This is a genomic window from Nitrosomonas oligotropha (genome assembly GCF_900106555.1).
Taxonomy (GTDB): Bacteria; Pseudomonadota; Gammaproteobacteria; order Burkholderiales; family Nitrosomonadaceae; genus Nitrosomonas; species Nitrosomonas oligotropha_A.
The window spans coordinates 111,155-136,223 of sequence record NZ_FNOE01000004.1 but is presented as its reverse complement, the minus strand read 5'-3'; the positions used below and the strand labels follow the sequence as shown (position 1 = coordinate 136,223).

Annotated in this window: 25 protein-coding genes; 7 read left to right on the top strand and 18 right to left on the bottom strand. The window is 51.6% G+C overall.

Translation table 11 applies throughout. The annotated features are described in order from the left end of the window. Nucleotides 1–10: 10 nt before the first annotated feature. From cbbX to BLU57_RS04085, 3 genes are all read right to left on the bottom strand, one after another. Entirely contained in the window at nt 11–952 is a 942-nt protein-coding gene (gene cbbX, locus BLU57_RS04095) for a CbbX protein (protein WP_090316588.1), read from the bottom strand. A 129-nt stretch (nt 953–1,081) separates the two neighbouring features. After that, nucleotides 1,082–1,516 (bottom strand): ribulose bisphosphate carboxylase small subunit, encoded by a 435-nt coding sequence (locus tag BLU57_RS04090; protein WP_090316586.1) that lies wholly within the window; start codon nt 1,514–1,516, stop codon nt 1,082–1,084. 20 nt (nt 1,517–1,536) lie between these two features. Then, the gene (locus tag BLU57_RS04085) at nt 1,537–3,012 is read right to left on the bottom strand and encodes a ribulose-bisphosphate carboxylase large subunit (RefSeq protein WP_090316584.1); all 1,476 of its coding nucleotides are present in this window, start codon (nt 3,010–3,012) and stop codon (nt 1,537–1,539) included. Between the two features lie 162 nt (nt 3,013–3,174). Here BLU57_RS04085 and BLU57_RS04080 point away from each other — a divergent pair, with 162 nt between their 5' ends. From BLU57_RS04080 to ppsR, 3 genes are all read left to right on the top strand, one after another. Then, complete coding sequence (locus BLU57_RS04080; RefSeq protein WP_090316580.1) at nt 3,175–4,134, top strand: LysR family transcriptional regulator; 960 nt, start codon at nt 3,175–3,177, stop codon at nt 4,132–4,134. A 62-nt stretch (nt 4,135–4,196) separates the two neighbouring features. Beyond that, nucleotides 4,197–6,572, top strand: coding sequence for a phosphoenolpyruvate synthase (gene ppsA, locus BLU57_RS04075; RefSeq protein WP_090316577.1), 2,376 nt, complete (start codon nt 4,197–4,199; stop codon nt 6,570–6,572). Continuing rightward, a complete protein-coding gene (ppsR, locus tag BLU57_RS04070) occupies nt 6,569–7,399 on the top strand; it encodes a posphoenolpyruvate synthetase regulatory kinase/phosphorylase PpsR (RefSeq protein WP_090316574.1) in 831 nt (276 codons plus the stop codon). The genes ppsA and ppsR overlap by 4 nt, the downstream gene beginning before the upstream one ends. Nucleotides 7,400–7,490: 91 nt before the next feature. Here ppsR and BLU57_RS04065 read toward each other — a convergent pair whose 3' ends face one another. The 3 genes from BLU57_RS04065 to mutL all read right to left on the bottom strand — a co-directional run bounded on the left by BLU57_RS04065 (nt 7,491) and on the right by mutL (nt 11,212). Continuing rightward, the gene (locus BLU57_RS04065; protein WP_090316572.1) at nt 7,491–7,883 is read right to left on the bottom strand and encodes a surface-adhesin E family protein; all 393 of its coding nucleotides are present in this window, start codon (nt 7,881–7,883) and stop codon (nt 7,491–7,493) included. A 72-nt stretch (nt 7,884–7,955) separates the two neighbouring features. Next, nucleotides 7,956–9,308 (bottom strand): carboxypeptidase-like regulatory domain-containing protein, encoded by a 1,353-nt coding sequence (locus BLU57_RS04060; protein WP_090316570.1) that lies wholly within the window; start codon nt 9,306–9,308, stop codon nt 7,956–7,958. 113 nt (nt 9,309–9,421) lie between these two features. Next, nucleotides 9,422–11,212 carry a DNA mismatch repair endonuclease MutL gene (gene mutL / locus BLU57_RS04055; protein WP_090316567.1) on the bottom strand — a complete coding sequence of 597 codons (1,791 nt, stop codon included), beginning with the start codon at nt 11,210–11,212 and terminating at the stop codon, nt 9,422–9,424. A gap of 100 nt (nt 11,213–11,312) precedes the next feature. On the opposite strand from mutL, the gene BLU57_RS04050 reads away from it, so the two are divergent. Beyond that, entirely contained in the window at nt 11,313–11,912 is a 600-nt protein-coding gene (locus BLU57_RS04050) for a glycoside hydrolase family 19 protein (RefSeq protein ID WP_090316565.1), read from the top strand. Beyond that, the gene (locus tag BLU57_RS04045; RefSeq protein WP_090316562.1) at nt 11,909–12,418 is read left to right on the top strand and encodes a hypothetical protein; all 510 of its coding nucleotides are present in this window, start codon (nt 11,909–11,911) and stop codon (nt 12,416–12,418) included. Before BLU57_RS04050 ends, BLU57_RS04045 begins: the two co-directional genes overlap by 4 nt. A gap of 16 nt (nt 12,419–12,434) precedes the next feature. Here BLU57_RS04045 and BLU57_RS04040 read toward each other — a convergent pair whose 3' ends face one another. The 5 genes from BLU57_RS04040 to BLU57_RS04020 form a co-directional block, all read right to left on the bottom strand. Continuing rightward, nucleotides 12,435–13,736 (bottom strand): putative bifunctional diguanylate cyclase/phosphodiesterase, encoded by a 1,302-nt coding sequence (locus BLU57_RS04040; RefSeq protein WP_090316560.1) that lies wholly within the window; start codon nt 13,734–13,736, stop codon nt 12,435–12,437. 29 nt (nt 13,737–13,765) lie between these two features. Next, nucleotides 13,766–15,109 carry a cyclic di-GMP phosphodiesterase gene (locus tag BLU57_RS04035; RefSeq protein WP_090316557.1) on the bottom strand — a complete coding sequence of 448 codons (1,344 nt, stop codon included), beginning with the start codon at nt 15,107–15,109 and terminating at the stop codon, nt 13,766–13,768. Nucleotides 15,110–15,253: 144 nt separating this feature from the next. Further along, nucleotides 15,254–16,117, bottom strand: coding sequence for a hypothetical protein (locus BLU57_RS04030; RefSeq protein ID WP_090316554.1), 864 nt, complete (start codon nt 16,115–16,117; stop codon nt 15,254–15,256). An 11-nt stretch (nt 16,118–16,128) separates the two neighbouring features. Continuing rightward, nucleotides 16,129–16,530, bottom strand: a complete 402-nt coding sequence (locus BLU57_RS04025; RefSeq protein ID WP_090316552.1) for an ExbD/TolR family protein — start codon at nt 16,528–16,530, stop codon at nt 16,129–16,131. Further along, nucleotides 16,517–17,164 (bottom strand): MotA/TolQ/ExbB proton channel family protein, encoded by a 648-nt coding sequence (locus BLU57_RS04020; RefSeq protein WP_090316549.1) that lies wholly within the window; start codon nt 17,162–17,164, stop codon nt 16,517–16,519. The genes BLU57_RS04025 and BLU57_RS04020 overlap by 14 nt, the downstream gene beginning before the upstream one ends. Before the next feature lie 321 nt (nt 17,165–17,485). Here BLU57_RS04020 and BLU57_RS04015 point away from each other — a divergent pair, with 321 nt between their 5' ends. Further along, entirely contained in the window at nt 17,486–17,869 is a 384-nt protein-coding gene (locus BLU57_RS04015) for a surface-adhesin E family protein (RefSeq protein WP_090316546.1), read from the top strand. Continuing rightward, entirely contained in the window at nt 17,857–18,231 is a 375-nt protein-coding gene (locus tag BLU57_RS04010) for a DUF488 domain-containing protein (RefSeq protein ID WP_371113137.1), read from the top strand. Before BLU57_RS04015 ends, BLU57_RS04010 begins: the two co-directional genes overlap by 13 nt. A 32-nt stretch (nt 18,232–18,263) precedes the next feature. On the opposite strand, the gene BLU57_RS04005 is transcribed toward BLU57_RS04010, so the two are convergent. The 7 genes from BLU57_RS04005 to lptF form a co-directional block, all read right to left on the bottom strand. Beyond that, nucleotides 18,264–18,803 (bottom strand): YaeQ family protein, encoded by a 540-nt coding sequence (locus BLU57_RS04005; protein WP_090316540.1) that lies wholly within the window; start codon nt 18,801–18,803, stop codon nt 18,264–18,266. 27 nt (nt 18,804–18,830) lie between these two features. Next, the gene (locus BLU57_RS04000) at nt 18,831–19,478 is read right to left on the bottom strand and encodes a DUF2959 domain-containing protein (protein WP_090316537.1); all 648 of its coding nucleotides are present in this window, start codon (nt 19,476–19,478) and stop codon (nt 18,831–18,833) included. A 50-nt stretch (nt 19,479–19,528) separates the two neighbouring features. Beyond that, on the bottom strand, nt 19,529–20,503 hold the full coding sequence (locus BLU57_RS16420) for a hypothetical protein (protein WP_256206096.1): 975 nt from the start codon (nt 20,501–20,503) through the stop codon (nt 19,529–19,531). Nucleotides 20,504–20,518: 15 nt separating this feature from the next. Further along, nucleotides 20,519–21,523 carry a diacylglycerol kinase family protein gene (locus BLU57_RS16415; RefSeq protein WP_256206097.1) on the bottom strand — a complete coding sequence of 335 codons (1,005 nt, stop codon included), beginning with the start codon at nt 21,521–21,523 and terminating at the stop codon, nt 20,519–20,521. Nucleotides 21,524–21,548: 25 nt separating this feature from the next. Next, nucleotides 21,549–22,781, bottom strand: a complete 1,233-nt coding sequence (locus BLU57_RS03990; protein WP_090316535.1) for a CDP-alcohol phosphatidyltransferase family protein — start codon at nt 22,779–22,781, stop codon at nt 21,549–21,551. A gap of 101 nt (nt 22,782–22,882) precedes the next feature. Next, entirely contained in the window at nt 22,883–23,947 is a 1,065-nt protein-coding gene (lptG, locus tag BLU57_RS03985; RefSeq protein ID WP_090316531.1) for an LPS export ABC transporter permease LptG, read from the bottom strand. After that, nucleotides 23,944–25,026 carry an LPS export ABC transporter permease LptF gene (gene lptF / locus BLU57_RS03980; RefSeq protein WP_090316525.1) on the bottom strand — a complete coding sequence of 361 codons (1,083 nt, stop codon included), beginning with the start codon at nt 25,024–25,026 and terminating at the stop codon, nt 23,944–23,946. Before lptF ends, lptG begins: the two co-directional genes overlap by 4 nt. Nucleotides 25,027–25,069: the final 43 nt, after the last annotated feature.

Below are 25,069 nucleotides of genomic sequence, written 5' to 3'. Positions count from 1 at the left end.
TCTTAAGTTTTTATTTTTTATTTTTTGTATTAGGTTCACTATCCAACGCACTTTCAAGAAAAACACGACTCGCTAGAATATCTTCCGCTTCTAATGTGATGAGATCAGTTTTGGATAATGATTTCTTTGTTCCGGAAAATAATCGATTTGCTTGGCGGAGCCGAGCACGATCAAGCGCGTTACGAACCGAGCGCGCATTGGCAAAATGCTCCGACTTCATGCGCAGACGTATATATTTTCCAAATGCTTCTTCCCCGGCTGAACTGAAACAGTAATTCTGGCTTTCTAACATCAAGTTAGCGATCGCAACTAATTCATCCGGACCGTAATCCGGAAAGTCGATATGGTGCGCTATACGCGAGCGCATGCCGGGATTGCTATGGAAGAATTTATCCATACGATCTTTGTAGCCCGCCAAAATAACGACCAAGTCTTCGCGGTTGTTTTCCATCGTTTGCAACAGAATTTCTATTGATTCTGCGCCATAATCACGTTCGTTTTCTGGTTTGTATAGGTAATAAGCTTCATCGATGAAAAGAACGCCCCCCATCGCTTTTTTTATCACTTCTTTTGTTTTGGGTGCGGTATGTCCAATATATTGACCGACTAAGTCATCTCGGGTCACTGAAACCAGGTGTCCTTCACGCACATAGCCGAGGCGGTGTAAGATTTCTGCCATGCGCAGGGCTACTGTCGTTTTCCCTGTACCAGGATTGCCGGTAAAGCACATGTGTAAGCTGGGCGCACCTGCAGATAGTCCCATTTGTTTGCGAACACGATCGACCAGTAACAACGCGGCCGTTTCGCGAATGCGAGTCTTCACAGGGATTAAACCTATCAGCTCACGATCCAGTTTATCCAGTACTTCCTGGATATTCGATTCGCGGAACTCTGCATCTAAATCAATTAATGTGCCTTCGGATGAAGTTAAGTTTTTAGATTGCTTAGGCATGATTAATCACTCTTTTAGGCCATCATGAGATGGAGATTATGAAATGCATTAATTATATTTATTCTGGTAACTGTCTGTATTATCAGTATCTCTCTCCATGGAGGAGAGAGATACTTCATTCTTATTACCCTAGTAGCGCTCAGTTTCCGGCTTGTCAGTTGCATAGGAATGAATGGTGTAACTAACGCTTCGTCCAGCACCTTCCTGGCGTACTAAACTAAACCCTGGCTCTTTCTTGGGTCGATTGACAATGTATGACATGGTTGGACTTTCCACCCCGCGTGTCGAATTAAATGCGGTTACGCGAATATAGTGGTTTGGAAAAGTTTTGCGGCAACTATTGATTTCCAGCAAGATTCCTGCCGGATCTTTCAAATCAAACATTGGATTGCCAAACATTTCCCAATAGGTATTGCGTGGATGAGGATCGTCAGTGTACTCAATGCCGATTGCCCAACCATTTTTCAACGCATATTTGAGCTGTGCTGAAATTTGCTTGTCGGTCAACGGAGGCAGAAAAGAGAATTGTCCCTGTGTGAGTAAATTCCCGTGATTGGTCATCATAATTGTTTCTCCAGAAAAGATTAAGCGTTTGCAGTTGTGGATGGCACAAAGTCAGCGGTATCCGTGGAATCGTAGTTAAAGGTGATGTCTTTCCACGTATCCAATGCTTGTTTAAGCGGCGTGCACCATTTCGCAGCATCTGCAAGAATTTGCGGGCCTTCTTTTACGTAATCCCGGCCTTCATTGCGCGCCATAATCATAGCTTCAAGTGCTACACGGTTTGCTACTGCGCCAGCCTGAATGCCTTGAGGGTGGCCAATGGTGCCGCCACCGAACTGCAGTATCACATCTTCGCCGAGATAATCGATCAACTGATGCATCTGACCGGCATGAATACCACCGGAAGCAACCGGCATACATTTATTCAATGATGCCCAGTCTTGATCAAAGAACAATCCATGCTCCAGGCTTTTTTCAGTGCGTGTTTCGCGTAAAGTATCGTAAAAACCTTTGATCATTAGCGGATCACCTTCCAGCTTACCAACAACCGTGCCTGCGTGGATATGATCGACACCCGCCATACGCATCCATTTACAAATTACGCGGAAATTCATGCCGTGATTTTTTTGGCGAGAATAGGTTGAATTACCCGCGCGGTGCAAATGCAATATCATGTCGTTCCTGCGCGCCCATTTTGCCATTGACTGAATCGCGGTATAACCGATCACCAAATCAATCATAACGATGACTGACCCCAGAGATTTTGCAAACTCAGCTCTTTCGTACATGTCTTCCATGGTGCCGGCCGTAACATTCAAATAATGACCTTTGACTTCACCCGTAGCGGCAGATGCCTTGTTTACTGCTTCCATGCAATACAGGAAACGATCGCGCCAATGCATAAAAGGTTGTGAATTGATATTCTCATCATCTTTCATGAAATCCAGGCCACCTTTAAGTCCCTCATAAACCACGCGGCCATAGTTCCTGCCCGAGAGACCTAATTTAGGTTTGGTGGTTGCGCCAAGTAATGGGCGGCCAAATTTATCCAAGCGCTCACGTTCAACCACGATACCGGTTGCAGGGCCTTGGAAGGTTTTGAGGTAAGCTACGGGAATGCGCATATCTTCGAGACGCAACGCCTTGACTGCTTTGAAGCCAAACACATTACCAATAATGGAAGCGGTTAAGTTTGCGATCGAACCTTCTTCAAATAAATCTATATCATAGGCAATATAGGCGAAGTATTGCGCTTCGTTGTTAGTACCTGGGCCAGTGTTTGGTACCAGCTCAGACTTATATGCTTTAGCGCGATAGAGTTCGCAAGCAGTCAGTCGATCCGTCCATACCACGGTCCATGTTGCTGTAGATGATTCGCCCGCGACTGCCGCCGCTGCTTCTTCATGATCTACTCCTGGCTGAGGGGTAATACGAAACAGCGCAATGACGTCCGTATCTTTGGGTACATAGCTGGGTTCCCAATAACCCATTTTTTTATAAGGGATAACACCAGATTTGTAACGCTCTTTACCTTCTTTCATAGTTTCAGAAGCCATAATTTTCTCCAAGTTATTGAAAGCACACGCTATAAACCTTAGTCAGGAAGTAGCTATCAGCGAGTGAAAATTATAGTAGAATCATTCAATCATAAATAACAATCAATTGTTCCAATGGTATTGATAGATTTTGTCTATGATTAAAATGGAAAGGAGAGTCTCGTGCGCCATAGCACCATACGACAATTGGAGGTATTCGAAGCGATCGCGCGATTGAAGAGCTTCACGCGTGCGGCCGAAGAATTGTTTCTGACACAACCGACAGTATCGATGCAAATCAAAAAACTGACGGATGAAATTGGCTTGCCATTGTTTGAACAAATCGGTAAAAAAATCTATCTGACTGATGCAGGAAAAGAGCTATATAAAACCTGTCTGGGTATTTTTGAACATTTCTCCCGTTTTGAAATGATCGCATCGGATATGAAAGGTCTGAAATCCGGCAAGCTCCGGCTCGCAGTGGTGACTACCGCGAAATATTTTACGCCGCGTTTGCTGGGTATGTTTTGTCAGAAATATCCAAACATAGATGTCGCGCTAAAAGTGACGAATCGTGAGCGTGTTTTGGAGCGATTAACCAACAATCAAGACGATCTCTACATTCTGGGCCAAGTTCCGGATGCGGTTGATGCCGTAGCGGAAGTGTTTTTAGACAATCCACTGGTTGTTATGGCATCGGCCGATCATCCATTGTCTTGCGAAAAAAATATCAGCATCGAGCGTATTTGCGATGAACTCTTCATTATGCGCGAACCGGGTTCTGGAACGAGAATGGCGACAGAACGTTTTTTTTCAGAGCAAAATAAAAAATTGAAAGTCCGCATGGAGTTGGGAAGCAATGAAGCGATTAAGCAAGCTATTGTCGGTAGACTGGGTATCGCTGTCTTATCAAGACATACCTTGACACTCGATGCGCCGATGGGGCAGCTGGCGATACTCGATGTTGATGGATTTCCAATTGAACGTGATTGGTACTTTGCTTATCCATCCGGTAAACAGTTATCGATTGTAGCGCAGACTTTCTTGGAGTATTTGCGTCAGGCATCGGATTACCTAGATGATTTATCATGCCGCCATGCAATTTCCGGGCATTGCCCGTTATTAAAAGACAGCCAGCATTAAGTTTGCTGCGTAACCGTCTACTAAAAGTTACTTGTTAATTATTCGCCGATAGGAGTTTCCCAATGACACACTATATCGCCTGGTTTGATCAATTGACGATGCACGACGTCGCTCTGGTGGGCGGAAAAAATGCTTCGCTGGGGGAGATGATCAGTCATCTGGCGCAGGCCGATGTTAATGTACCGGCGGGTTTTGCTACTACCACCGAGGCATACCGGGAATTTTTGAACGTCAATGGGCTGACGGATCGTATCAATCAGTTGTTGAACGGCTTGGATGTCGACGACACGCAAGCGCTATCCGCTGCCGGTAAAGCGATACGCGGCTGGGTGCTGAATGCCGCGCTGCCGGATGCATTGTTGCAGGCGGTATCGCAAGCTTACGAGAAACTTGCGGCCAATAGCGGCGAAAATGTGTCGTTTGCGGTGCGTTCGTCGGCAACTGCCGAGGATCTGGCCGACGCATCGTTTGCCGGACAGCAGGAAACGTTGCTGAATGTGCATGGCTTGGATCAAATCATCGCAGCCATCAAGGTGGTGTTTGCTTCGTTGTATAACGACCGGGCGATTGCATACCGCGTGCACCAGGGATTCCCGCACGACAAAGTGTATCTGTCCGCCGGGATTCAGAAAATGGTACGCAGCGACCTGGGCGCGAGCGGTGTGATGTTTACGCTCGATACCGAATCCGGTTTCCGTGAAGCGATTTTTATCACAGCGGCGTATGGATTGGGTGAAACCATCGTGCAGGGCATCGTCAATCCGGATGAGTTCTATGTCTATAAGCGCGGGCTGGCGGCCGGTAACCCCGCCATTTTGTCGCGGCGGTTGGGTACTAAAGCCATCGAGATGGTGTACGCGGATAAAAAGAGCAGCGGCGCTGCATTGACGTTGACGCGCGATGTTGAAACTACGCGGCGCATGCGTTTTTCGCTATCGGATGAGCAAGTCGAAGCGCTGGCGCGGCAAGCGGTGATCATCGAACAGCATTATGGTCGTCCGATGGATATCGAATGGGCCTTGGACGGGCAGGATGGGCAGCTGTACATCGTGCAGGCGCGGCCGGAAACGGTGGAAAGCCGTTCCTCATTGGTGCTGGAGCGCTTCAAGCTGACGGGCCAAGGGGCCGTGCTGGCCGAAGGGCGTGCGATTGGCAGCAAGATCGGTCAGGGAACGGCGCGCCTGATCACGAAGATTGATCAGATGCATCAAATTCAGCCCGGCGATGTCTTGGTGACCGACATGACCGACCCGGATTGGGAACCGATCATGAAACGCGCCTCGGCGATCGTCACCAATCGCGGCGGACGGACTTGTCACGCGGCGATTATCGCGCGCGAAATGGGCATTCCCGCCGTGGTCGGCTGCGGCGATGCCACATCGCAAATCAAGGAAGGCGCGGCAGTTACGGTTTCCTGCGCGGAAGGTGATAGCGGTTATGTTTATGACGGTTTACTGGCCTTTGAACATACCACTGCGGATGCCGGAAAATTGCCGGACTTGCCGCTGAAAATCATGATGAATGTCGGCAATCCGTCGCACGCTTTTTCGTTCTCGCGCATGCCGAATCAAGGCGTGGGGCTGGCCCGGCTGGAATTCATCATCAACAACATGATCGGCATCCATCCCAAGGCGTTGCTGGAATTCGATCAATTGCCCGATGATTTGAAACGGGAAATTGCTAGCCGCATCGCCGGTTATCAAAACCCCATCAGTTTCTATGTGGACAAATTGACCGAGGGCATCGCTACGCTGGCGGCGGCGTTTTATCCGCATGCGGTCATCGTACGCACCTCCGATTTTAAATCCAACGAGTACGCCAATTTGCTCGCGGGCGACCGCTACGAGCCGCACGAAGAAAATCCGATGATCGGCTTTCGCGGCGCATCGCGCTATCTCGCGCCCGCGTTCCGCGATTGTTTTGAACTGGAGTGCCGCGCGTTGCGCAAGGTGCGCGACGACATGGGGCTGACCAACGTTGAGATCATGATTCCGTTCTGCCGCACCTTGGAAGAAGCGGAACAAGTGATCGCGTTGCTCGCTTCGCACGGGTTGGAGCGCGGCAAAAACGGTTTGCGCGTAATCATGATGTGCGAGATTCCATCCAATGCGTTGCTGGCGGAAGAATTCTTACAGTATTTCGACGGTTTTTCGATTGGCTCCAACGACATGACGCAACTCACGCTCGGCGTTGACCGAGACTCCAGTCTGGTCGCGCATGTGTTCGACGAACGCAATCCGGCGGTGAAAAAATTGCTGGCAATGGCCATCGATGCGTGCCGCAAGCAAGGCAAATACATCGGTATTTGCGGGCAAGGACCGTCGGATTATCCGGATTTCGCTGCTTGGTTATATGAGCAAGGCATTGGCAGCCTCTCGTTAAATCCCGATTCGGTGATGCAGACCTGGCTGGATCTGGCTAAGCTGAGCAAGCGATGACGAAGCAAAAACGCACGGTTTTCTATTTGTCCGACCGTACCGGCATCACTGCGGAAACGCTCGGACATAGTTTACTGACGCAATTTGACGGTATCGAGTGGGAGACGGTCAACGTACCCTTTTTGGATGACATGGATAATGCCCAAGCCGTGTTAGCGCAGATTAATCACGCTGCCGAACGCGACGGGCATCGGCCTTTGGTGTTCAGTACTTTGCTGAAACCGGAAATTCTGGAAGTCATCAAACAAGCGAACTGCTGCATATTTGATTTCTTTGAAGCTTTTATCCGCTCCATCGAAGAGGAATTGCATCAGCCGTTTGCGCGCATGGCCGGGCGTTCGCACGGCTTGCAGCATCATTTGTCGTATTTCAAGCGCATTGCCGCGATTAATTACGTGATGGCGCATGACGACGGCGTCAATCCGAAGCATTTCACCGATGCCGACATCATTCTCACCGGTGTTTCGCGCTCCGGTAAAACGCCGACCTGCCTGTATCTGGGGTTGCAATACGGCATCGCTGCGGCAAACTATCCGCTGACGCCGGACGACATGGACGTGCAACAGCTCCCGGCGGTGCTCGAAGCGGTCAAGCACAAACTGTTCGGCCTGACACTGACCCCGGCGCAACTGCACTTCATCCGCCAGGAACGCCGCCCGGACAGTCAATACGCTTCGCTGGCGCAATGCCAGCGGGAAATCCAATGGCAGGAAGCGCTGTTTAGCCGCTACGATATTCCGTATCTCGATACCACGCGCATTTCCATCGAGGAAATCAGCGCGATCATTCTGGATCGCTGCGGGTTGAAGCGGCAGTTGTATGGGTGAACGTTTTGTTAAAGTGGGCCTACGGATAGTACGGCCCTATCAGCTTTTGACTACCCGATGGCCGGTTGATGAATTTGCGGAACAATGAGTTTTACTCACTACACGCTACTTTCCACTCCACTTCTTCCAGACTATCCGGTTTCACCATTTCCCATTTCTGCGGCTGGTTATACGAGCGGATTAGGTCGCCGTGTTCCATGTTCAAGCTAAAGAGCGAGTAGGCGAGGGTACGGATTTGTTTTTCCTGACAGTTGTATTCGCGCCGGATTTTTTCTGATAGAAATTCCGCACCGGCGGCTTTTTGCAGCGCCGGGTAATCGAACAGAACCGCCATTTTGGCCCGGCCTGCTGCTTTGCGGAGCGAGGTTGGATCGGCATACAGAACTGAACCGCCTTTGCGGTCGCTTTCGCTGATGCGGGTCCATTCCGCCATTGTGCCGGTGCTGACGAACATCAGGGTTAAACCAAAGAGTACTTTTCTCATAAAGCCTTATTGTTGTTTTTTGTTATCCGGGCGGAATTGCGCCGGGTGAAAATAATGGAACGTAATATTCCGTTATTTTTGTCCTCCATCATCGACGGCGATTGCCAGGTTCTTTTTCACGATGGCTTGCGCGCGTTCGATTTTTACCGTGTCTTTTTTCAGGATCGCTTCATTGTCGATCGATTTGACGCTGATGCTGTGCTCGCCGACCGGCACGTTACTCAACACATAAAATCCTTGCTCGTCGGTAATCGAATGAATTTGCGGTAATTCGGTCAGGAATACTTCCGCTTTCTTTCCGGCAGCGTCTTGAATGGTGACGACACCGGCAATCGCGCCATATTGTAGTGCTTCGCCGCTTCCCGGGGTGATTTTGTTGGCGATCGAGCGCACCATCAGCAGAATCGTTTCCGATGCGAATCCGGCGGTGAAGGCCAGCACGACCGAATTGGTGATATTACCCGGTTCGATCAGATAATACGCCAGGATAGCCAGTAGTGGCGCTGAGATGTACTGCACCATCTGAAAGATCAGGTGCTCGCGGAATTCGTATTGCGATAATTTGGGTTGTTGTTCCGTGGCGATGTGCTCCGCGCCCGCTTGCTTTTGCAATTCAGGTAATCGCCGGGTGAGGCTGATACTGCCGCCCATCAAAGCCAGGATGATGAAATAGAGCGGAATGAGCAGGCCATCCTTCACTTGGCAGGAGACCGACTTACCAAAGTCTGGGTCGCTGTCTTTAGTGCACTGTTCGATATGTCCGCCGATGTTGATGACCCATGCTTTGCCGGCAGTTCCGCCTCCCGGATTTTGCGTTTTACCAGCATTTTCGGCTTTGGGCGAAGACTGGGAACTCGATTCATTTTCAACTCCGGTTTTAGCTTCCGGCTCCGAGCAAAGCAGGGTTTTTGCTTTCGGATCCAAAGAACAGCCGACAAATACAGCGATCGGCCGTTCACGCAGTGTTTTCAGGTATCGCCCCGCATCGGGTTTTGCCGGTTTTTGTTCAGTGGATTCCTGTTGCACGGTTCCGTCAGAATGGCTGGATGTTTTTTCCACAAAACTGAATAGCGGGTTGATGAAGGGATAAAAAGTCAGCAGCAGTGATATCAACATGAAACTATATGCAAAGATCATCCACTTATTGCGCTGCCGGGATCTTATTTCTTCGATTCTTTTTCTCTCGTCTTGTGTCGATCCTTCTGCCGGTAACGCTTCAATCGGATAAGTGAAGATATGCACGAAGACGATGCACATGGAGATGACGACGGGAAGTATGGGAATGCCGCTTTCGCCATCCAGTATTTTAAAGATATAGATGATTATGCCAAACGATAAGTTAATAACATGAGCGGCGATCCATAGTACGTTAACTTTTGCCCATTCTTTCATTTCCGCAAAGAAATCTCCGCGACCTGCACTCATGTTATTTCCCCTTTTTCAATTTCCAGGATCAAGAAAAAGAACTGCTTTCTGACCACTGATGGTAGCTTAATGTTAATGATCTGTACCGTAAAGCGATTAACTCTCAAAAATCGTTATTTCCCGCGCATGAACAATTTATCCAGTTCGGCCAGACTGGTTTCAAACCACGTTGGTCTGCCGTGATTGCATTGACCGGAGCGCTCGGTTTGTTCCATGTCGCGCAGCAAGGCGTTCATTTCCTCGAGGGTCAATCTGCGGTTGGCGCGGACTGCACCGTGGCAAGCCATCGTGGCGAGGATTTCATTGCGTTGCGCGGTGAGGATCTGGCTGGCGCCGTATTCGCGGATTTCGCGCAGAATGTCGCGCGCGAGCTGGGCGATATCAGTGTCCTTGAGCGAGGCCGGAACCGCGCGTACGGTCAGCGTGGCGGGTGACAGGATCGCGATATCAAACCCCAGTTGTTCCAGTGTGCTGTGATTTTCTTCAACCACGGCAACCTCTAGGCTATCGGCGTGAAGAACGACTGGGATCAACAGCGGTTGCATCGCGATTTCGTGCTGATCGAGCGCTTGTTTGAGTTGTTCGTACATAATCCGTTCGTGTGCCGCATGCATGTCGACAACCACCAAGCCGCGCGCATTCTGCGCCAGGATATAGACGCCGTGCAGTTGTCCCAGCGCGAAACCAAGCGGATGGTTGTCCGATTTTTCTTGCGCAGTGATGGTTTGATCGGGTTCTGCAGTTTGTACAGCGAAAGTATTGGCCGGTGTTGCCGGGTATGCGCGCGGCTCCACGCCAAACAAGGTGCCGTAAAAACTGCCGGGCTGCGACACCGGTGCGGATTGTGCCTGACCGGTCTTGGGGTAGGCAGGGAATGACCGGGCTGGTTGTTCCGGTTCAGCGGTATTCATGGTTCTGCTGGGAGTGGCGAGCGCTTTGTTGATCGCATGAAAAATGAATTGATGCAGTGCGCGCGCTTCACGGAAGCGGACTTCGGTTTTGGTGGGATGCACATTGACATCGACGCTTTCCGGGTCGATTTCGAGAAACAACGCGAAGGCCGGGTGTTTGTCCAGATGCAATACATCGCGGTAGGCTTCGCGCAGCGCGTGCGAAATCAATTTATCGCTGACAAAGCGGTTGTTGACGAAAAAATACTGCGCGTCGCGTGAAGACCGCGCATAAGCTGGTAATGCCACCAGGCCATGCAAGCGCATGTCTGCGGATTGTTCGTCTACCGGCGCCGCCGTTTGCCCGAATTCTTCACCCAGAACCGCCGCGATCCGTTGCGTGGAACTCGTAGCGCGTAACAGGCGGCGCACTGTACCGTTGTGTTGTAACACGAATTCAATTCCGGCTTGCGATAGCGCCAGGCGTTTGAAGGTTTCATCGCAGTGCGCGAACTCGGTAGCTTCTGATTTCAGGAATTTGCGCCGGGCGGGAATGTTGAAGTACATATCGTTGACATCCAGCATCGTTCCACCGGCCAGCGCGGCGGGTTCGGGTTGCGAGACCGCTTTGCCTTCAATGCCGATCTGCCACGCATGGTTTTGCCCGGCTTGACGGCTGGTCAAGGTCAACCGGGAAACAGCCGCGATACTGGCGAGCGCTTCGCCGCGAAAACCCAGGCTGGTGATCCGATGCAGGTCTTCCAATGTGCTGATCTTGCTGGTGCTGTGGCGCGTCAGCGCCAGCAATAATTCGTCTTTGGCGATGCCGCTGCCGTCATCCGTGACGCGAATTTGCTTCACCCCGCCCTGCTGTAATTGTACGGTGATTTTTTTGGCGCCGGCATCGATGCTGTTTTCCAGTATTTCCTTGAGCGCCGACGCAGGGCGTTCGACCACTTCGCCAGCGGCAATTTGGTTAATCAATAATTCGGGGAGCGGTTTAATCGTGGGCATAACAAGCTGCGGTTATAAAATTGTGATTATAATGCGGAAGCAACCAAGTTCATTGTATGCCGACCAGTCATTTCACTGTTAAACATTTGGGAGAGCGAAAATGTTACCCCTGGATAAACTGAAAACCCATGTTCCCGATGCCGTGCTGGCCCAAATCCCGGATTGCGCCGCCAAGTTTGGCATCGATTCACCCTTGCGTCTGGCGCACTTTCTCGCACAATGTGCACACGAAAGCGCAGAATTCAAAGCTTTGGAGGAAAACCTGAATTATTCCGCCGATGGGTTGAGAAAAGTATTTTCAAAATACTTTCCTGGCGATCTGGCGGATAGTTATGCCCGTCAACCGGAGAAAATCGCCTCGCGCGTTTATGCCAATCGCATGGGAAACGGCGACGAGGCTAGCAAAGAAGGCTATAAATACCGTGGCCGAGGCTATATTCAACTGACCGGTAAAGACAATTACAGCGCGTTTGCCAAGGCGATCGGCGATGATGTGACCGCCAGTCCGGATTGGGTCAAAACCAAATATCCGCTGTTATCCGCGGCGTGGTTCTGGAGTACCAGAGCGCTCAATGATCTGGCCGATCAAGGTGCGAGCGATGACGTGGTGACCAGAATCACCAAGAAGGTGAATGGCGGAACGCTGGGGCTGGATGACCGGATTAACCATTTCAAACAATACTACGCGTTATTGACTTGAAAACGGTTGCGTTAATCGGCGGATTGCTCGGTCTGATTGCTGTGCCCGTATGGGCCGGGGAATCGCATTGCCAAACGGATGAGCAAATCATATTTTCGTGTTCATTCGGAAAGAAAATAGTTTCGGTATGCGCGTCGAATGATCTCTCCGCCAGTAAAGGCTATCTGCAATACCGTTTCGGATTGAAAGGCGCGCCGGAGCTGGTGTTTCCCGATTTGGCGAAAGCCGCCCCGGCCGCATCGTACGTGCAAGCGCGAACGTTGATGTTCGCAGGCGGTGGCGGCGGTTATCTGCGTTTTATCAGCGGACAGCATCACTACATCGTGTATAGCGCAATTGGCAAGGGATGGGGTGCGAAAGACGGTGTTGCGGTGGAGAAGAGCGGGCAATTAGTTGCGAACCTGGAATGCCGGGATGTGCCGGTGTCAAAATTAAGCGAGGAGTTTTTCAGCCATACAAGCCTGCCTGCTGACCGGGATGAATTCCAGATTCCGGGGCTTGATTAATACGGTAGAGCACAGTTCAGTTTTCGGTTGCCGTGTGCGGCGAAGTTCTCAAAAAATCGAAGGATTGATTATTGACAGCTTCGATAAGCTCCGGCAGCGGCATGGCTTTGCCGATGAGGTAGCCTTGGATGACGTCACATCCTAATGTCCGTAGGCGCTGGTAAGTCGCAAGATCTTCCACGCCTTCGGCAACCACTGACAGATTCAGGCGGTGCGCGAGAGTGATCATGGAATCGACGATACGCTCATGCTTATGGCGGGTTGCCATATGCCGGACAAATATCATATCGATTTTCACTTCATCCAAAGGCAAATCCAACATGCGCGCCATCGATGAATATCCCGTTCCAAAATCATCCATAGCGAGTTTTAAGCCCATTTTCTTAAGCTGATACAAAGTATCCAGTGTGCCGGCATGATTGGCCATTACCGCTGTTTCGGTCAGTTCAACGGTGATATCGCCAGCCGGTACATTCCACAAAGCTAAGCCTTGCGCGACCAGTTCCGTGAGTTCCGGATCGCGCAGATCGTCGGCAGAAAAGTTAATCGAAATCCCAGCATGTAATCCGGCCTTGCGATACTCGGCGCATTCTCTTAATGCGGTGTGGAAAACCCACAAGGTGAGTTTGGGCATAAGCGCGGTTCCTTCCGCGATCTGGATCAATTTGTCTGTTCGGATCGGCCCATGATTGGGATGATGCCAGCGCAGTAACGCCTCGGTTGCCTTGATCTTGCCGCTGGCGATTTCGATTTGCGGTTGATAGCCCAAATGCAATCCGCCTGTTTCGATGGCGTTTCCCAGATCGGACCAGAGATCAATCTGGAAAAGCAATGGATCTTCCCGTTCGTTAAGAAAAAGCTTGATCGGGTTTTGTTCCAGTTTTGCCTGCCGTACGGCCGCGCTGGCGTTACTCATCAATTGATCGAGCGTGTTGTTGCTTTCATTGAGTAATGCCACGCCAATGCGCGGAGCAAGGATGATGTTTCTTCTGCCAAATGCAAAAGGCTGCGCCAGAATCCGGATAATTTTATGCGCGGCCAGCATGGCATGCGCATCGGTGAGCAAATCGGCCAGCAAACAGCACAATTGATAGCGTCCGGTTATTCCGACCAGATCTTCGGGACCCAAAGCGTTTCTGAGCTGACCGGCGATTTGTTGCAGAATGTCGTCGACGACGGTGAATCCAAGTGCGCCATCCAATTCGGCCAGCCGCTCAAAGTTGACGATCAGCACGGCACTGCGCAGACCGGCCGGATGCGCACTGTTCAATTTGCGGGAGGCTTGTTGCAAGAAATCCTGATAAACAAGTACAGTCATAAATTCACGGTGCCAGTAAGTGCGGCGGCTTATAAGTAATATTTTTGAGGATCGATTCCGTAAGCGCCCTGGGGTAAATCATTGACGATGGCATACTGGATACCGCTTGGGCTTGCGCCAGCGGTTCTTAAGTCCAGGGTCAACGGGGTGCTGTAGGGTTTCTTTCCGGCATCGCAAATGATCATGATGCAAGGAAGAAAGCGTTGTGTGCGATTATGTGTGAGCACGATGGCGATCTCGCCCGTATTGAGCTCAACCAAGCTGCCTACCGGGAACATGCCGACGCACTGGGCAAATTGTTCCACCAAAGTATAATTGAGACCGTTATGCGCATTTTCCTTGAGTTCCTTCAGCGCCTGGAATGGTTTCATGCCCGGCATGCCGGACTCTCCCCAGATGATCTCTTCATAGCAATCGACGATAGCCGCCATGCGCGAATAAGCATGCAATTGATTGGCGTACAAACCGAAAGGGTAGCCATTGCCGTTCTCGCGTTCATGGTGCTGAAGAATAATTTTAATGACTTCTTCCGGCGCGTTACTGAGCTGAGAAACTATTTCTTCTCCATAGGCGATGTGCCGTTTCATCAGTTTGCGCTCGTCAGGGGTGAGCGACATGTTTCTTTTGGCTTGAAACGCTTTGGGTAAACGTAATTTGCCGATATCCATCAGCAATCCGCCCAAACCCAGTATTGACAATTCCTTGCGCGGAAGGCCGAGATGCCGTCCGAAGGCCAGTAAGTGCACCGAAGTTTTGATGGCGTTGTCGTAAAGCGCTTTCCCGGTGGTCTTAAGCTGCGCTAGCAAAATCGCTGCATCGGGATTACGGATAACGCTTTCACACAATGTGTCGACAACCTCATGAGCCTTCTGCATATCGATCTTAATGTCGTGTTCAAGGTTGAAATTGATATCGTTGAACAAGGCAGACGCGATGTTGTAAGATTTTGTGGCGGCAGGAATCTCTTGCTCCGCCGTGCAAATATCCGCATAGGTTTGAACGCGCCGCAGCACATCCAGCGATTCGGTTTCTTGCGCTGAGGCAGGTGGCCGGTGCCAGCTCGCAGCGCCGGATGAAATGCGGGAATCGGCGTGAGGCATGGGGCGGTGCAGCCCTGGAGATTGCTGGAGAGAAGAATCCGGCGGGACAGCGGCATGCGGTGCGTGTTGTTGCGCAATGAATGGCTTACTTCTATCCATGTCCACGTAAACATGCATGCAATAGCGCTTAAGCTCGTCAATGTCATTCTGGGACAGGATCAGGATGCCTTGAATCAGATAGGGTGTTTCAAGCCAAGGGCGATCAAGATCACTGACAAACATTCCCAGTTGTAAGTCATTAACGGACACTTCGATTGTACTATTGCTTATCATTCTAAGAAGGCTGGCGGATAGGTAAATAATATTTATCTATCTGAGTTTAATGTTTAATTCCGGGTTAATAAAAACAGAGATCGTGGAAGCTTTCTCATATTTTATTGTTACGACGTATTGGAGTGTTTCTTAAGTCCGGCAGGCTTACCGTACAGGATTAATAAAGAATTCGCGCATCAGAAATTCTTCCAGTCCTGCAGTATCTTTCTCGCGTGCTGATAACACGACGACACGGTGCAGGCGGTGCGATTCCCAGTTGAAATCTTCCTTGTAATGTTCGCGGATCAATTGAATCATGCGGCGGATAATGGCGAGCTCGACATTACCATCCGGCCCGGCTTCGACGTGAACCGTTTGCAGGCGCGGATTGGTTTGCCCCGTGGTCCAGGCGCGAAATGAGAATTCGGCGGTGCGCGGGCCGATGCGGATAATCTGGAATATGCCGCTGGTGCCGGGGTTTTGCAGATTGCGCCGGATATTGGCCATGCGGATTTCATCCGCGGACAGCTGCTTGGTAGCGGCGGCGGGAGCGGAATCCGGCGTATCGAAAAGCCCTTCTGCGCGGCGGCGCGCTTTGGATTGATTGATATATTCGGAAAGATCCGACGGCGCATCGGCGGGCGGTTGCGGCGGTGCTTTGGTTTTTGCGACTTCTTTCGCCGGAATGGGCGCTTTCGGTTTTACAGGTTTTTCAGCTGCCTTGGGCTTGGTTTGCGGCCTTGCCTGAGCAGGCAACGGCGGCGATTTGGGCGCGGGCTTGGGTTCTTCGATTTTGGGTTTTTCCGGTTCCGGCGGGGGCGGGTTGGGCGCGGAGGCCGGCATCGAACTGGTGGCGTTCTCGTCTTCGCTCAGGTCGATAAAGCTGGCGGCGATGGGCGGCGGTGTGTCAATTTCCACCTCCGGCATGGACAGAAAAAATCCCAAGCCCCAGATAATCAGCACCCAGACGAGCGCAGCCAGCGGCAACGGCCACCATAGGCGAATTTCTCTCGATCGGGAGCTGGCCATGCTTTTTTACGTTATTTATGTTTCACTGCAATCAGAAAATGCTGAGCCCCGGCGGCGCGGGCGCGCAGCATGGCTTGCACGACCATGCCCTGCGGCGCATCGTTATCCGCCGATACGATCAATTTTTGCTTGGAATCCGCCAGTAACGGTTTGAGCGTATTGGCCAGTGTGTCCAATGTGACGGCTGTCTGATTAATATAGATTTTGCTGTCCTTGGTTAGTGTCAATGTAACCGGTTTTTCCGCGCTGAGCTTTTCCGCCTGCCCTTCGGGCAAATCCACCTGCAATGAATCCAGATTTTGCATCGATAACGAAGCCAGCATGAATGTCGCCAGTAAGAAAAACATCACGTCGATCATCGGGATGATCTCGATCCTGCCTTTCGGAACCGCGCGCGATTTACGGAGCTTCATCGCTATTGCCCTGTTGATCCAGACGGATGTTATCGATCAGCCGCGTACCCAGGCGTTCCATTTCATCCATCGTCAGCGATTGCAAGCGGGAAAAATAATTGAAACCGAACAACGCCACCAGCGCAATCGCCAGACCGACCACGGTCGCAATCAGCGCTTCCGCCACACCGCCGGTAACCGCCGTGGGATTCACCACGCCTTCGCTGCCGATCACCTGGAAGGCGCGCATCATACCCACCACGGTACCGACCAATCCCAGCAGCGGCGCGGCGGTGACGATGGTTTCCAGCGCCCAGAGGCGGCGCGCCAGCGCTTCCTCGATGATCTGCGCTTCATCGGCGGCGCGCGATTCCGTCCACCAAGCCGGTTGGTGCCGGTTGGAAATCACCACTTCGAAGAAACGCTTGTAATAGTGGCGGCTATCCAGCCCGGAAAGAATTTTTTCCAGATCGTTCCATTTGAAGCCGTACGTTTCCACCAGGTTTAGCAAATCGCTGGAAAGGCGCGCATAACGCCAATAGATAAATGCTTTCTCAAACATGATCGCCAGCGCGACAATCGCCAGCAAAGCCAGCGGTACGATAATGATCCCGCCAAGCTTCAACATGACCCAGGCTTGATTCAATTCTTCCATTATATTTAACTCCAGATTAATGCTATTCATAACGCGGTAGACTTCCAGTACCCGGCGGATTTAATGCACACAAGAAATTCTTGCAGTCAGTCAAACGATGCAAAATATCCGCACAAAATAAATTTTCATTGCTGCCATGACGAGGCTGACTGGATGCTAAGAATAGTTGAAAACACCCACAGTGGAAACTATTTAGTGGCAAAATGACCGGCATTTATTGCTTTCTGCAACAAAGAAGAAACCCCGGTTGGAGTGACCTGCGGCGTGGGGATTCTGGGGGAAAGAAAATTAAATTGCACCAACCAATTATAGCGATTAATCATGAAAAAATGTGTATTGGTACTCGTTTTACTGCTGACTATGCTACCCGCGCAAGCCAAATGGACTGGCGTGGATATTGCCGGGAAACCCGGTGAAGCGCATTACTTCGATCCGGACACCGTGCGGAAGGACGGTCAATTCAGAAAAGTCTGGGTGCTATCCAGCTACGAAGAAAAGCAAAAAGGCGGGCATCATGCGGTAAAAACCCTGTACGAATTCGATTGCACGCGGGACAAAGCACGTTCGATCACGATGCTGATGTACCCGGATAAAGAAGCTACTGGCAAAGTGATCGGCGCACATCACGAGGAATCGACCGATTGGTTCGGTTTCTCGGCGAACTCGATTTTCCGGAGAATTGAAGAGACGGTTTGTGCGAACTGAACAAGCCAATGGTGATTCTGCTAAAACGAGCATACGAACCACCCGGGCCGGATGACGGATTTCGGATTTTGGTGGATCGGCTATGGCCGCGCGGGGTTTCCAAGGATGCAGCGCGGATCGATTGGTGGTTCAAGGAGATAGCGCCCAGCATACCGCTACGTAAGTGGTTCAGTCATGATCCGTTGAAATGGGATGAATTCAGGGAGCGTTACTGTCAGGAATTGGATCAGAATCCGGCAGCGGTCGGACAACTCGTCGATCATCTGCGCCGTGGTCCGATTACACTGGTTTACGGTGCGAAGGATACGGAACATAGCCATGCGCTGGCACTTAAAACATATCTCGAGACCTTACCGCATTAGACTCAGCGTTCTCCACATACAGTTTGGCCGGATCAACCGGCAGCTTGTAACACCGTCCAGTTCACCTCACACTCCCCTCCTTCCGCCGCCACATAAGCCGATTGTTCGCTAATGGTGACAGAGATATCCATCGTTCGTTGTACCAACTTGGCCAATGCCTGAATGTCCGGCGATTGAAACTGGAAAATGGTTGCGGCCAGTTCTTTGAATTTTGCTTGTTCCTGCATCCACCAGATGTTCGATTTGGAATTGAAGCTATACACCTTGACGGTTTGCGCGATCCGGGTGGCTTTTTTGATGCGTTCGGGGGCGGGTTCGCCGACGTCGATCCATAGCGCAATCCGGCCGTCCGGGGTGTGCGCCCAGAGGTCGGATTCTTCGGCGCTGCTGAGTCCTTTGGTGAACGTTAGCGATTCCTGCGCATTGAGGCAGAACGCGAGCATGCGCGCCATCATCCGTTCCAGCGTTTCGGACGGATGCTGGGCGATGGTCAGATTGAGCGTATCGTAATACTGGCGGTTGAGGTCGGTCAGCGCGATTTTGAATTTATAAATCGTTGGTTTCAATGCCATGAAAAGTTCTCTAGCGCAGGACCGGCATCATTTGTTCTCCATCGTGCTGATGAACGCATTGGCCTCGTTAATCGATTTCTCCATGGAGGAAACCAGCGCCGACACGTCGGATTTGATGTTGCCCAATTCGCCTTTGAGCGAAGCGATGGCGCGTGCATTCAGATTGTGCTTGAGGTACATGACTTGGTCGTGAAACACGGTGAGAATGGGTTCAATCTTGGCTTCGGCCTGTTTCATCGCGGCGATCAGCTGACGGTAATGCACCTGGGTGGCGTCGAGTTTTTTCTGGCTGTTTTGCCGCAACGATGCATTGCTGTACTGCGTGATTTCCTGCTTCCACTCGGTGAATAGCGCTTCCGAGACGCTTTCGATGTCGGCGATGCGGCTTTTGACTTCTTCTGCTTTACCGGCGCTGGCTTCATACGCATCGTTCAGTTTCTTATAGGTGGCTTCCAAATCACCGCCTTGGAAATTCGTCGCGGCGGTGAATTGTTCCAGGGCGGACTTGAATTGTTCCTTGGTTTCTTGTTGCGTGTCGCGCGCTTTCTCAACGCGATAGACCATCACGTCGCGTTTGGGAATGCCGACCTTTTCCAGGCCTTCGAGATACATCGTGGTGCAAGCCGTCAGCATCAATAATACCGGCAGGCTAAGTAAACGAATGACATGATTCATGCGTGTCTCCAATGAAAGTGAATGTTAATCGACAATGGTAATGATGTTCATCAGCGTAATACGCCGCGCCGCAATAATTGCCGGGCGACTTTCAAGCCCCACAAAATAGGGTGGCGGCGTAGCATCGGCGTGACTTCCACGCGCACACCGGTGTGCCGCTCGATTTTCCAAGCGGCGTAGTCGACGCTATTGCTGAAGGTCAGCGTAGCTTTGGCCAAGCGCAGAATCGATAGGACTCTGCCCTGCCAGCGGCGTAGCCGCCAGCGCCACAACGCTTGCCGTTGACTGACTGGACGGGTCAGGCAGCGATATTGCCCGTTTCCCTGTTTTTCCAGGATTTCTGTCAAAAGCGGACTGGCGGCGGCTGTCAGGCGGGTAAACGCATCTCGGTTGGCTTGTGCCAGATGACGCGCGCGCGATTGGTTTTCGGCGCGCAATTCAGCGGCGTAGGTGAGGATCAAGCAACGGGTCCAGATTTCTTCGACATCCAAAGTGTCGGCTTCAAGCGCGGGCACGCCGGATTTTAAAAAGGTAATGACGGAATGCGCCAATGCGGCATAAATACGTTGCCGTACCATATCGTCGCGCGTATATAGCAGCCGTGACGGTTGCGCAAAACGCGCCCAAATGTAGGAATGAAACCAGAACTGCGCGCCGTGCGCAAAATCGGCGGTGGAAATGACGGCGTATTTGGCGCGCAATGTTTTTTCCTGATGCGGTACTTCCAGATAAAACACATTCGGCGCCAGCCAGGCATTGAGGGTGGCCAAATGGCGCTCCGTATACGCTTTATGATAGCTGTCAACGACGACATACAGGTCGACGATGCCTTCTTCCAGGCTCACGGCGGAGTGCAAGCAGGAGCCATACAGAATCACGGCATCCAGCGATTCGCCAAAGCGCATGATGAGCGCATCTACCAAAGGGACGAAATCAGCGGAAACAGCCTTTTTGCTTTCCTCCGCGACTTCATCGATCAATTCGGCAGGCAGTTGCACAATGGCTTCGAGTAAGGGGTTGGTCATGGCGATATCCTATAGCTATAGCACGAGAAATGTCACGGGATCGGTGGCGGTGATGGTGATTGGCGTTTGTGGATTGGCCGACCGGTACAATTCACCGTCGACAATATATTCGTCGTCCATGTGCACAGTTAAGGAGCCGGTATTGTGGCTGTAGTAGCCGTCTTTTTCCTGTAGCACCGCGCCGTCACCCGACAATATCGGCCATACCGAGCGCCACAGGCGCTTATGTTGCTGATCGACCAATGTCACATGCAACGGTGCCGGTTCTGTCCCCCAATACGGGCGGATGTTCAATAACAGGCAATCCAACGCGCTGACCAATGCGAACAGATAAGTACCCTGGTGAATTCGTCCGCCGGCTTCCGTCAGGGTCATGTTAACCGGCGCCCATTCGCTTTGCTGGCGGCCCAGAATCATGTTGGCGAGCATGCCGAAAAGCGAGCGCAACATGATCATCGCGGTGAAAATGCCGCCGGTGATGCCAATTTGCTTCACCGGGCTGCGCGAGAATTTTACGCCGCGCGCGACCAATCCGACGGCAAAGAACATACCGTAAATCGGATTCGTGCCAGCCTGTTCAATACGCAACACCGCACGTTGTGCCAGTTTTGGAGCGGAGGGTTTGCGCAAATAGGCGTGCAAGCGCCGGATGATTTGTTCGGGCTTGCCGCGCACGCCCAAGTCCAGCGGCGTCATATTCGTGGTGCCGCCGGGTATGATCGTGATGAGCGGCCAGTCAGCGGGGGCGCGTGCTGCGAATAAATGGCCGAAGATAGCGTGCGTGGTGCCGTCACCGGCTACGATCACCAGTAAGTCGATATCCGCTTGGAGTAATTGATCAACCGCGCTCTTGAAAGTGATCGCATCATTGGCTTCGCACACCAGCATGCCGGGTATGTCGTCCAACGCTTGCCGGATCGCCGGTTTGCGCTTACGTACCTGACCGCCCATGGGGTTGAGCAAACAACCGGTTTTGGCTGTTCCGCTTCTCAGACGGTCAATCCGTGCTTGCAACGTCATCAGGTATTGTTATGCAATGTGGTGCTTACGAAAGCGGAAACGGTTTTCTAAGATCGATCGGGGCGCGCGTGAAAATTTTCACCGCCCATTGTTCACGATCACGCGCCGGATCGATATCCTGCAACCAGGATCGCAACGATCCTTCCTTCTGCTTGGTTTTCCAGCCATCGGCCAAGCGCCAGAGCAGAATTCCCGTTGAGATCACGTGCCACAGCACCACCAGCAGCAACCCGGTATCCGGGTGGCCATTGAGCCATCCGCACGTGAGTAGCAGTAAATTCGGATTGCGCCGGGCTGTGATCAGCCGGTTAAAAGAATCCATTCTGCGCCAGATGAACATATCAAAGTGCGCCAGCCAGTACTGGAATGCGCCTTCGCACAAACGCCCGCCGATATACCCCAGGAACATCAAGAACATTAGGACGCTCAATCCGGTCAACGGCGTTGCCGTGCCTTCCAAGCCCAGCCCCCAAGCCAGATACCACAGCGGCGGGTGGATGATATCCAAGCCGTGATCCATGATATCGCCGAAGCGGCTGGATGTGACCGTGACGCGCGCCAGTTTTCCGTCCACTGTGTCGAGAAAGGTCATGAACCAACCCATCAATAATCCGATGCCGAAGAATCCGGCCCAGAACGCAAGCCCCGCCAGCACGGCGAATACAACACTGAGATACGTGACGTGATTGGGTTGCCAGCCTTGGCGTACGCAATAATGCGTGACCCAGAATGCCGGAACAGGCCAGACCCATTTGGTGACCAGATCGGTGACGCCTTTGTACGATCCGGAAAACAGTTCTTGTTCCAATAACGGACGGTTAGCTTCGCTGACCGGCAGAATGTACGGCGGATCTTTCTTTTTCAGATTCTGCTGGTAATCGATTTGCAGATCTTTTAATCCAACGCGCGGGATCGTCAGCAGTGCAAATTTATAGTTCTGGTCCTTGTTGTTATTGAGATTGCGCAACAGTTGCGGTGCATAATTGCCGTCGGTGCGGATTGCCGCGGGGCAGCCTTCATCGCTATACAAGGCGATTTTCTTGTCCATGCCGAGCAATGCGCCGAGCACCCGGGCATCGAATAGAAAATTGGAATTCAGGAATAGAGCAGTAGCGGTAACGGGAATTTTTTCAACGTCATCGGTCAGTATGATGTCCTTATGCGTTTGCAGCATGCGCCGCAAGCGCTCGCGTCCGGTCAATCCCCAGATGGTTATTTCATTTTCACCGAAAAAATAGATATAAGTTGCAGTCGACATGTGTGATGGAGAATTAGGATTATTCAAGTGCAACACGTTACGCCAAACTATGCGATTTTAGATGTTTTGCGGTAACAATAACAGCAGTTAATACACTGCTGTTAAGAAGTCCGGCGTAACCAGAGAGCGGCTAGGGCGATCAGCATCAATCCGGGTGCCAGTGCGACCAGCGCCGGGTTTAAGCGCAGGATCAGACCGGCATTGGCAATAATTTGATCGAGCAAGTAAACCGCAAGACCGATCAGCGCGGCAAGAATGAGCTTATTGCTCAGCCCGGAGCGGATCGACCCGAATACCAGCGGAACCGATAGTAACAGCATGGCGACCGTCATGATCGCGCCGCCCGCTTTGCGCCACAGCGCCAGGGCGTAGGAATCGGCTTCCTGGCCGGTGCTGCGCAGAAATTCCACATGCCGTACCAATTCCAGCGGTGACAAGCTTTCCGGCGGCTTGGTCAATGTTGCAATATCCTCGGGATTGACGAAGGAAGGCCAGCGGATCGAACTGGCATGACTCACCGAGATCCGTCCGTCGTCATGGAATGTTCTGATTACTGCATTGCTGAGTTCCCAGACTTGGTCTTCCACAATGTCGGCGTATTCAGCAATGGTATGCGTGAGCAGGAGATCTTCCGCGCTCAGATGCAGGATTTCGATATCGGCTGCGCGCTTGTTATGCACGATCATGCCGATGCGCAGAATGTTATGCTCGTTGCGCGTCCAGATTCCCAGGTTCTTGCCTAATTCCGCGCTTTGTTCCAGCGCGATGGCGCGATTGGTGATGGCTTTTTGTTGCAGTTGCGGTGCGACAAATTGTTCCAGGATGGCGACAATCAGCAGTAGCGCAATACCAACGCTCAACGGCGCGAAGCTGATATGCAACGGGGAAATGCCAGCAATCCGCATCGCGATCAGTTCCGAATTGACTGCCAGTTTTCCCAATGCAACCACCGTGCCGAGAGAGGCAATAAAAGGTGCGATCTGAATAAACCGGCGCGGTAATATCATGGCTGTGTAGAGGAACGCGTCCTTGGCGTGGTAAGTTCCTCTACCCACGTCATCCAGTTGATCCAATAAGTCAAAGAAACTGAATAATGGCAGCAGAATGGCGGTGGACATCACGAAGCCGATCAGGACCTGGTAGGCGATGTAGCGATAAATAATCATTGCGTGCGTGCGAAGAGACGTTTTTTGTTTGATAACAATGCGTACATGCCGAGTCCTGTCAGCATCAGCAGATCCAGCCACCAGACGCCCGGTATGCTGCCGACCACACCTTGTTCAACCCAGGTTCTGGCCAATCCGCTCAGATTGTAATAAGCGGCGAAAACCAGGGCGGCGGCGAGGTAGGTTCGCTCGGTTTTATCCTGGCGCGGCGAAATGCGGATAAATGTCACCGCGATCAAAGCCATCAGAATCGCCGAGAGCGGACGGGAAAGGCGCCATTGCAGTTCCGCGATGTCACGCGGCTGAGCCGATTCCCATAAGGTCCGGGTGGTGGCTGCTTTGCGCCGGTAATTCAGCACATAGTCGCTGTCGATGAAATAAGTCATCTTTTCGAATTGTATGACATCGTCGATGCTGGCTGTTTTACTTAGCTCGTACACCACGCCGTCGGATAACAGAATGTGCGGTCTTTCTTCCTTGGCAGACGGTTGAATCTGACGGGCCTGCTTGGCAATGACAATTTCACTGCCTTCTTTTTTCTTGATGTAGTGAAAAATATTCTGCATTTCCTTGTCAGTATCGTTTTTGCTGCGCACATACACAACCCGCCCGGTTTTTTCACTGCCATAGAAACGCCCGGCCTGGAAACGATTGGTATTGAGTTCCGCTTCCGCCTGCGCATCGAGTATATAGCTCTCGGCATAGGCCCACGGACGCACATACGATGACAGCATGCCGCTGATGAGGCCGACCGGTATCGCTACCGTCAACACAGTGAGCACAATGCGCGTGCCGCTGACGCCCATCGTGCGGATAATGTTGAGTTCCTGATCTCTGCTGAGCCTGCCGAGACCGATGATGACCGAAATATAGAGTGCGATGGGGATTAATACTTCCAGTGCGATCAGCGTTTTTAAGAAGACCAGTTTAAGCAGCGCGGAAACGCCCAAGGTTTCCGTTACGGCGCCTGCCAATAGCCGGGCGCTGATGAAACTGGCGAACAGACCGACCAAAATGAGGATAACTACCGTGAAAGGCAGTGATATTTCGCGCGCGATATATCGTTCAATTAATTTCATACATCGGTTTGATCAGTTATTTACTGATAAAAGGCGAACATCA